Origin of the sequence: Mesorhizobium sp. M8A.F.Ca.ET.207.01.1.1, assembly GCF_004794715.1 — a bacterium.
GTDB lineage: Bacteria > Pseudomonadota > Alphaproteobacteria > Rhizobiales > Rhizobiaceae > Mesorhizobium.
Genome location: NZ_SRUS01000245.1, coordinates 1 through 359, shown reverse-complemented (window position 1 = coordinate 359; position 359 = coordinate 1). Strand labels below are relative to the sequence as shown.

Here is a 359-nt window from a genome sequence, read left to right as displayed (position 1 = left end):
ACCTACACGCTGGTCGACGCGCACGGCGCACGCCAGTCCGGCAACGCGCTCAGCTACACGTTGTGGTTGTTCCTGCTATCGGGTATCCCGCTGCCGCTGTGGGCGGTGTACACGCGCGGCAGCGCGGTGCTGCACTATGCACGGCAGCATTGGCCGCTGGGGCTGGCCGGCGGCGTCGGCACCACCGCCTCCTATGCGATGGCGCTGTGGGCCATGACGCAGGTGCCGGTGGCGATGGTCTCGGCGCTGCGCGAATCCTCGATCCTGTTCGCGCTGCTGATCTCGGTGTTCCTGCTGCGCGAACGGATACCCCGCGCGCGCTGGCTGGCAGCGGCGCTCATCGTCGGCGGTGTGCTGGC

The 359-nt window shown here is 69.6% G+C and carries 1 protein-coding gene; it reads left to right on the top strand.

Features of this window, described 5'->3' with window-relative positions:
• Positions 1–359, top strand: a 359-nt coding sequence (locus tag EN850_RS34365) for a DMT family transporter (protein ID WP_145973027.1), incomplete at both ends; no start/stop codon positions are given.